At 60.5% G+C, this 3,597-nt stretch carries 2 protein-coding genes and 9 tRNA genes; all 11 read left to right on the top strand.

Annotated elements, in window-relative coordinates:
* The first annotated feature begins 220 nt into the window (after positions 1–220).
* Positions 221–293, top strand: a tRNA-Ser gene (locus OTB19_RS42120).
* A 3-nt stretch (positions 294–296) separates the two neighbouring features.
* Positions 297–371: transfer RNA gene (locus OTB19_RS42115), tRNA-Gly, on the top strand.
* Positions 372–510: 139 nt separating this feature from the next.
* Positions 511–585 (top strand) — tRNA-Ala (locus OTB19_RS42110).
* A gap of 1 nt (position 586) precedes the next feature.
* Positions 587–659: transfer RNA gene (locus tag OTB19_RS42105), tRNA-Asn, on the top strand.
* A 110-nt stretch (positions 660–769) separates the two neighbouring features.
* Positions 770–842, top strand: a tRNA-Lys gene (locus OTB19_RS42100).
* Between the two features lie 41 nt (positions 843–883).
* Positions 884–955: transfer RNA gene (locus tag OTB19_RS42095), tRNA-Val, on the top strand.
* 79 nt (positions 956–1,034) lie between these two features.
* Positions 1,035–1,107: transfer RNA gene (locus tag OTB19_RS42090), tRNA-Trp, on the top strand.
* Positions 1,108–1,247: 140 nt separating this feature from the next.
* A tRNA-Leu gene (locus tag OTB19_RS42085) sits at positions 1,248–1,322 on the top strand.
* Positions 1,323–1,561: 239 nt separating this feature from the next.
* Positions 1,562–1,637, top strand: a tRNA-Pro gene (locus tag OTB19_RS42080).
* Positions 1,638–1,726: 89 nt separating this feature from the next.
* Complete coding sequence (locus OTB19_RS42075) at positions 1,727–1,882, top strand: hypothetical protein (protein WP_267804144.1); 156 nt, start codon at positions 1,727–1,729, stop codon at positions 1,880–1,882.
* Positions 1,883–2,503: 621 nt separating this feature from the next.
* A complete protein-coding gene (locus OTB19_RS42070; RefSeq protein ID WP_267804143.1) occupies positions 2,504–3,547 on the top strand; it encodes a terminase large subunit in 1,044 nt (347 codons plus the stop codon).
* Positions 3,548–3,597: the final 50 nt, after the last annotated feature.

Genomic DNA, 3,597 nt, shown 5'->3' with positions numbered 1-3,597 from the left:
AGAAAGAACCTCGGAGAACCCGCCACCGGGACGGCCACCCGGGATACCGGCCTGCCCGAATCCGGAAACCCACCACAAAAGCAATCACACCGCGTGATCAAAGATCACGCGGTGGATCGAGGCTCATACGCCAGAGCGCCCCGGTTCGAGCCCGGGTGAGCCAACGATGGGGTAGCACCCCTGTCCCTGAAACTCCCCCTGATCAGGGGACGGACGGGACGCGTGTTTCGTCTAGTGGCTTAGGACTCCTCCCGCGAAGGGAGGTAACACGGGTTCGAATCCCGTAGCACGCTTTTGCCCTCTTAGCTCAGTCAGGTCTAGAGCACCGCACTTCCAATGCGGGGACGCCGGTTCGAATCCGGCATGGGGCTCGCTAGGGACTCCCCAGTCTGGATATGGGATGGGAGTCGGCAAAGGCTCGGACGTATGGGCATTAGGCCCCACCCGAGAGATAACCCCGACCCCATGGGAGTGCGCGGCCTATGGCCGTCGAAGAGTTCAGACGCCTTTGGGCCTTGTGGTGTAACTGGTAACACGCGTCCCTTGCATGGACGAGTAGCGGTTCGAATCCGACAGGGTCCACCAATGGCATGTAGCTCAGAAGGCAGAGCAGAGGACTGTTAATCCTCGTGTCGCAGGTTCGAACCCTGCCATGCCAGCAAGGGGAATGGGTAAGCCGGTGGGTGCCGGCGCCGTAGCTTGAAAGCGCGGGGGTTGGCCTCCTGGGGTTCGAGTCCCCGCGAGTCCCCGCCCTGCACCTGGCCATCTTGAATTCGTAGCTCAGTTGGTAGAGCTGGGGACTCTTAATCCCACGGTCGTAGGTTCAAGTCCTACCGGATTCACTAGGGTCCTGCCTGGCTTCGGCTAGAGGCGGGTCCCGCTTGTGGGTGTAGCTCAGTGGAAGAGCGGCGGTCCTACAAACCGCATGTCGGGGGTTCAAGTCCCTCCACCCGTACAGAGCTAGCAGCGACCTCATAGAAGGCTACGGAGGGCACGCACTCCCTTGGCCAGCTACCCGCCGGCTCTGCTAGCAATAGGGCGTAGCTCAATTGGAAGAGCACCGGTCTCCAAAACCGGGTGGTGTTGGTTCGAATCCAACCGGCCTAGCTGGTCCGACAATAGCGGCCTGACCGCTGCAACGATAGGACAAGGGGACGGTGTATGGGATGCACCCCTACCCTTACTACCTCTGGCTAGTCACCTGAGGGAACAGGGGGGAAGAGCGGTTCGAGTCCGCTACCCCGCTTGCCCGCTTAGGCAAATTTGGTAAAGCCGCCCGGCTCAGACCCGGGAGTTTTCGAGTTCGAGTCTCGGAGTGGGCACAACGCTGCATGTGAGTCCTCGTATGCCTTGCAGCGTCTTCTTCTACAACTGGCCGCCCATCAGTAACCCTTGCCCTTGCGGGGCTTGTGCCGAACGGGGTTGTAAGCCCGCCGGTTGTAGATCGTGTGAGAGTCCGCCTGACCCAACTGGTAGAGGTGCGCGGTACTGGCCCCGTGAGGGAGATCCAGAAGAAATCCGCAGAGATCCCGGTTCGAGCCCGGGGGCGGACTCTCACCGCCTGGTCGTAGTTCAGTTGGTAGAGCGCCTGGTTTGGGACCAGGAGGCCGCCGGTTCGAGTCCGGCCGACCAGACCAGTAAGGCCCTGCCCGTGTGGGTGGGGCCTTCGTCATGTCCCAGCACGGGACTCCTTCTTGTTGTTGCTACCTCAGGGGCTGATGCAGAGATGTACCAGGACGACCAGGCCGCCGAAGGCCCACGCCTCCAGGACGCGGCCGAGCCCACCAGGGCGCGGCGCAAGCGCAGTTGGCGTCAGGATGCCGTGGCTGAGCTGGAAGACCTAGAGGAGCTGTACGGCGACCTGCCGGCGGTGAGGCTGTGACCCGAGGACCAGCACCCAAGGACAACGCAGTCAGGCGCAATGCCCACTCTCACGCCCAGGAGCTCAGCGCTAGCGCTCAGCCAGGCCGCGAGCTCCCCAAGGCACTCGGCATTACGACTGGCGGAGCCAAGAGGTTTTGGCGGACCTGGAGCACTGCGCCCCAGACAGCCCATTGGACAGAGACGGACTGGGCGGAACTGGAGCTGACTACAAAGCTCGTTGACGGCCTTTACCTCGGTGATCTCAAGCTAGCTGGCGAGATCCGGCAGCGGGTTGCCAAGTGGGGCGCCACGGTCGAGGACCGCGCCCGGCTTCGCATGACCATCGAGAACAATCCTGAGGACAGCCCCGAAAGGGGTTCTGAGGAGCCAACGGCTTTGGATATGGCATGAGCTTTACAAGCTACTGGGCGGCTCTTAGATAGGCGGTGGGGCCCTTGCAGACAGGTAACCTGCCGGCAGGGGTTCCGAAGCCTACTGAGACTCTCGGCTACCAGATTATTCGCTGGTGTCAAAGGTACATCGTTCAGCCTGATGGGGATCGAGCCGGTGAAAGCTGGCAGTTCACTCCCGAACAACTTCGGTTTGTGCTGTGGTTCTACAGCATCAAATCTGACGGGGGGTGGACCTACTCAGCCGCAACGCTCCGACGAGCGAAAGGCTGGGGCTTAGCAAGACCCCACTTCTTGCCGCTCTGGCAATTGTCGAGTTCCTCGGCCCCTGTAGGTTCTCCCACTTCGACGCCTTCGGCCTTCCTGTAGGTAAGGCTGTTCCGCTTCCTGTTGTCCAGATCGGCGCCACGGCGCTTGATCAGACGGACCAGACTCTAGACATGATCCGAGGAATGCTCTCGGAATCGCCGGCTGAGGCTGAGTACGGCCTAGACATCGGTAAGAGCATTATCCAGTTCAAGTCTGGCAAGCCTGGAAGCATCAAGCCGAAGGCCACCGCGGGGCGAACTAACGAGGGAAATCGACCGTCGTTTTGCCTTATGGACGAGGTCCATCACTGGGTTTCCAGCAATGGGGGCCCGGACTTCTACCAGACGTTGAAGCGAAACATTGAGAAGACCACCAAGGCCGGTAGCCGTTGGGTCTGTACGACCAATGCCTACAACCCCAACGAGGACAGCGTAGCTCAGGCTATTCACGAGTCTGAGATGGTGGCACAGGGCTATTGGCTGTACGACTGCCTTGAAGGGTCTATCGATGTAGAGCGTATCCGCGATGAGGCTGCCGTAAGGGCCGCCCTCGTTGAAGCCTACGGAGATGCCTCGTGGGCGGACATTGACGGTTTGACTCGAACCATCCTCTTTGACCGCACGACTCCGGATTCGACCTACTGTCGATTCTTCTTCAACCAGATCGCTGAAAGTAGCGATGGATGGATGAGCAAGAGCGAGTGGGACGCTTGCCTTTCTCAGGCAGATCCGATCATGCCGGGCGACCAGATCGCAATTGGCTTCGATGGCAGTATCCGAGGGGACGCAACAGGATTGTGTGGCGTCCGATTGCGGGATGCCAAGCTCTTTGTACTCGGCGTGTGGGAGCGGCCAGAGAGGGCCCCGGATGACTGGGAAGTCGATGTTCTCTCAGCCTGGATCCACCGCGTAGTGGTCGGGCTGTGGATGGAGAAATCAGAAGAGGTGCCCGCTGACCTGGGATGATGGGAGTTTCTACGCTTCCATCAGACCCGAGCAAGAGGGCACCTCGTAAG

It is taken from the genome of Streptomyces sp. H27-H5 (genome assembly GCF_026627505.1).
Taxonomy (GTDB): domain Bacteria; phylum Actinomycetota; class Actinomycetes; order Streptomycetales; family Streptomycetaceae; genus Streptomyces.
This window is presented reverse-complemented; position numbering and strand designations above follow the sequence as displayed.